This is a genomic window from Pseudoalteromonas sp. TAB23, assembly GCF_000498075.1.
GTDB classification, from domain to species: domain Bacteria; phylum Pseudomonadota; class Gammaproteobacteria; order Enterobacterales; family Alteromonadaceae; genus Pseudoalteromonas; species Pseudoalteromonas arctica.
The window spans coordinates 1-4,752 of record NZ_AUTP01000246.1 but is presented as its reverse complement, the minus strand read 5'-3'; the positions used below and the strand labels follow the sequence as shown (position 1 = coordinate 4,752).

Annotated in this window: 2 rRNA genes; both read left to right on the top strand. The window is 49.5% G+C overall.

What is annotated here, in order from left to right:
* The first annotated feature begins 42 nt into the window (after window positions 1–42).
* A 16S ribosomal RNA gene (locus L654_RS0114750) occupies window positions 43–1,540 on the top strand.
* Window positions 1,541–1,839: 299 nt separating this feature from the next.
* Window positions 1,840–4,730, top strand: a 23S ribosomal RNA gene (locus L654_RS0114745).
* The 16S and 23S rRNA genes sit together here, the layout of an rRNA operon.
* The last annotated feature ends 22 nt before the right edge of the window (window positions 4,731–4,752 follow it).

Here is a 4,752-nt window from a genome sequence, read left to right as displayed (position 1 = left end):
AAATTCAGAATTCATTGAGCTGTCGAAAGACATAAAACTTTTTAATTGAAGAGTTTGATCATGGCTCAGATTGAACGCTGGCGGCAGGCCTAACACATGCAAGTCGAGCGGTAACAGAAAGTAGCTTGCTACTTTGCTGACGAGCGGCGGACGGGTGAGTAATGCTTGGGAACATGCCTTGAGGTGGGGGACAACAGTTGGAAACGACTGCTAATACCGCATAATGTCTACGGACCAAAGGGGGCTTCGGCTCTCGCCTTTAGATTGGCCCAAGTGGGATTAGCTAGTTGGTGAGGTAATGGCTCACCAAGGCGACGATCCCTAGCTGGTTTGAGAGGATGATCAGCCACACTGGGACTGAGACACGGCCCAGACTCCTACGGGAGGCAGCAGTGGGGAATATTGCACAATGGGCGCAAGCCTGATGCAGCCATGCCGCGTGTGTGAAGAAGGCCTTCGGGTTGTAAAGCACTTTCAGTCANTTACTGACAGAAGAAGCACCGGCTAACTCCGTGCCAGCAGCCGCGGTAATACGGAGGGTGCGAGCGTTAATCGGAATTACTGGGCGTAAAGCGTACGCAGGCGGTTTGTTAAGCGAGATGTGAAAGCCCCGGGCTCAACCTGGGAACTGCATTTCGAACTGGCAAACTAGAGTGTGATAGAGGGTGGTAGAATTTCAGGTGTAGCGGTGAAATGCGTAGAGATCTGAAGGAATACCGATGGCGAAGGCAGCCACCTGGGTCAACACTGACGCTCATGTACGAAAGCGTGGGGAGCAAACGGGATTAGATACCCCGGTAGTCCACGCCGTAAACGATGTCTACTAGAAGCTCGGAGCCTCGGTTCTGTTTTTCAAAGCTAACGCATTAAGTAGACCGCCTGGGGAGTACGGCCGCAAGGTTAAAACTCAAATGAATTGACGGGGGCCCGCACAAGCGGTGGAGCATGTGGTTTAATTCGATGCAACGCGAAGAACCTTACCTACACTTGACATACAGAGAACTTACCAGAGATGGTTTGGTGCCTTCGGGAACTCTGATACAGGTGCTGCATGGCTGTCGTCAGCTCGTGTTGTGAGATGTTGGGTTAAGTCCCGCAACGAGCGCAACCCCTATCCTTAGTTGCTAGCAGGTAATGCTGAGAACTCTAAGGAGACTGCCGGTGATAAACCGGAGGAAGGTGGGGACGACGTCAAGTCATCATGGCCCTTACGTGTAGGGCTACACACGTGCTACAATGGCGCATACAGAGTGCTGCGAACTCGCGAGAGTAAGCGAATCACTTAAAGTGCGTCGTAGTCCGGATTGGAGTCTGCAACTCGACTCCATGAAGTCGGAATCGCTAGTAATCGCGTATCAGAATGACGCGGTGAATACGTTCCCGGGCCTTGTACACACCGCCCGTCACACCATGGGAGTGGGTTGCTCCAGAAGTAGATAGTCTAACCCTCGGGAGGACGTTTACCACGGAGTGATTCATGACTGGGGTGAAGTCGTAACAAGGTAGCCCTAGGGGAACCTGGGGCTGGATCACCTCCTTATACGATTTAGAACTTATTTGTTCGTAGTGTCCACACAGATGATTGTTAATTAGTGCTTGTCCCTTTGGGATAACTAATTAATATGCTCTTTAAAAATTTGGAAAAGCTGATAATAAAATTCTGATAGATACATTGTATTTATCAAGAGTTTTCAAAAGTAAAAAAAGAATGGTAGCAGTACCATTCAGTGCCATTTAGTTAACTCTTATGAGTTGATTGATTGGTATCTACTTTAGTATTCAATATTGACTTCTGGCGAAGTTAAACTGTCATAAAACAAAGACCCGTTTGGGTTGTATGGTTAAGTGACTAAGCGTACACGGTGGATGCCTTGGCAGTTGGAGGCGATGAAGGACGTATTAACTTGCGATAAGCTTAGTCAAGCTAGTAAAAAGCGCTTGAGACTAAGATTTCCGAATGGGGAAACCCACCTGCTTGCAGGTATCGTTAACTGAATACATAGGTTAACGAGGCGAACGCGGAGAACTGAAACATCTAAGTACCCGTAGGAAAAGAAATCAACCGAGATTCCGAAAGTAGCGGCGAGCGAAATCGGAACAGCCCTTAAGCTTATTATGTGTTAATGGAAGGCTGCTGGAAAGCGCCACGATACAGGGTGATAGTCCCGTACATGAAAAGACATTTTAAGTGAAATCGAGTAGGTCGGAGCACGTGAAACTTTGACTGAATATAGGTGGACCATCATCTAAGGCTAAATACTCCCAACTGACCGATAGTGAACCAGTACCGTGAGGGAAAGGCGAAAAGAACCCCTGTGAGGGGAGTGAAATAGAACCTGAAACCGTGTACGTACAAGCAGTAGGAGCCCACTTGTTGGGTGACTGCGTACCTTTTGTATAATGGGTCAGCGACTTATATTTTGTAGCGAGGTTAACCGAATAGGGTAGCCGTAGGGAAACCGAGTCTTAACTGGGCGAATAGTTGCAAGGTATAGACCCGAAACCCGGTGATCTAGCCATGGGCAGGTTGAAGGTTGAGTAACATCAACTGGAGGACCGAACCCACTAACGTTGAAAAGTTAGGGGATGACCTGTGGCTAGGAGTGAAAGGCTAATCAAACCGGGAGATAGCTGGTTCTCCCCGAAATCTATTTAGGTAGAGCCTCGGACGAATACTTACGGGGGTAGAGCACTGTTAAGGCTAGGGGGTCATCCCGACTTACCAACCCTTTGCAAACTCCGAATACCGTAAAGTAATATCCGGGAGACACACGGCGGGTGCTAACGTCCGTCGTGAAGAGGGAAACAACCCAGACCGCCAGCTAAGGTCCCAAAGTCATAGTTAAGTGGGAAACGATGTGGAAAGGCCCAGACAGCCAGGAGGTTGGCTTAGAAGCAGCCATCCTTTAAAGAAAGCGTAATAGCTCACTGGTCGAGTCGGTCTGCGCGGAAGATGTAACGGGGCTAAACTATGCACCGAAGCTGCGGATTCAGAATTTATTCTGAGTGGTAGGGGAGCGTTCTGTAAGCCGTTGAAGGTGTACCGGGAGGTATGCTGGAGGTATCAGAAGTGCGAATGCTGACATGAGTAACGATAATGGGAGTGAAAAACTCCCACGCCGGAAGACCAAGGGTTCCTATCCCATGTTAATCAGGGTAGGGTAAGTCGACCCCTAAGGCGAGGCCGAAAGGCGTAGTCGATGGGAAACAGATTAATATTTCTGTACTCGATATAATTGCGATGGGGGGACGGAGCAGGCTAAGCAAGCATAGCGTTGGTAGTCTATGTGAAAGTGAGTAGGGCGTTTGTTTAGGTAAATCCGGACAAACATTAAACCTGAGACACGAGACGAGTCACTACGGTGATGAAGTTGCTGATGCCATACTTCCAGGAAAAGCCTCTAAGCTTCAGATTATATGGAATCGTACCCCAAACCGACACAGGTGGTCAGGTAGAGAATACTAAGGCGCTTGAGAGAACTCGGGTGAAGGAACTAGGCAAAATCGTACCGTAACTTCGGGAGAAGGTACGCTCCTATCTGTGATGAGACTTGCTCTCTAAGCGGACGGGAGCCGCAGTGACCAGGTGGCTGGGACTGTTTATTAAAAACACAGCACTGTGCAAAATCGCAAGATGACGTATACGGTGTGACACCTGCCCGGTGCCGGAAGGTTAATTGATGGGGTTATCCTTAGGGAGAAGCTCTTGATCGAAGCCCCGGTAAACGGCGGCCGTAACTATAACGGTCCTAAGGTAGCGAAATTCCTTGTCGGGTAAGTTCCGACCTGCACGAATGGTGTAACCATGGCCACGCTGTCTCCACCCGAGACTCAGTGAAATTGAAATCGCAGTGAAGATGCTGTGTACCCGCGGCTAGACGGAAAGACCCCGTGAACCTTTACTACAGCTTGGCACTGAACATTGAACCTACATGTGTAGGATAGGTGGGAGACTTTGAAGCAGCGACGCTAGTTGTTGTGGAGTCAACCTTGAAATACCACCCTTGTAGTTTTGATGTTCTAACGTTGGCCCCTGAATCGGGGTTACGGACAGTGCCTGGTGGGTAGTTTGACTGGGGCGGTCTCCTCCTAAAGAGTAACGGAGGAGCACGAAGGTTGGCTAAGTACGGTCGGACATCGTACGGTTAGTGTAATGGTAGAAGCCAGCTTAACTGCGAGACAGACACGTCGAGCAGGTACGAAAGTAGGTCATAGTGATCCGGTGGTTCTGAATGGAAGGGCCATCGCTCAACGGATAAAAGGTACTCCGGGGATAACAGGCTGATACCGCCCAAGAGTTCATATCGACGGCGGTGTTTGGCACCTCGATGTCGGCTCATCACATCCTGGGGCTGAAGTCGGTCCCAAGGGTATGGCTGTTCGCCATTTAAAGTGGTACGCGAGCTGGGTTTAGAACGTCGTGAGACAGTTCGGTCCCTATCTGCCGTGGGCGTTTGAGAATTGAGAGGGGTTGCTCCTAGTACGAGAGGACCGGAGTGAACGAACCGCTGGTGTTCGGGTTGTCATGCCAATGGCATTGCCCGGTAGCTACGTTCGGAACTGATAAGCGCTGAAAGCATCTAAGCGCGAAGCAGGCCTCGAGATGAGTTCTCACTAGACTTTTAAAGTCTCTGAAGGGCCGTTGAAGACTACAACGTTGATAGGCAAGATGTGGAAGTGGTGTGAGCCATTAAGCTAACTTGTACTAATTACCCGTGAGGCTTAACCATACAACGCCAAACGCGTTTTATG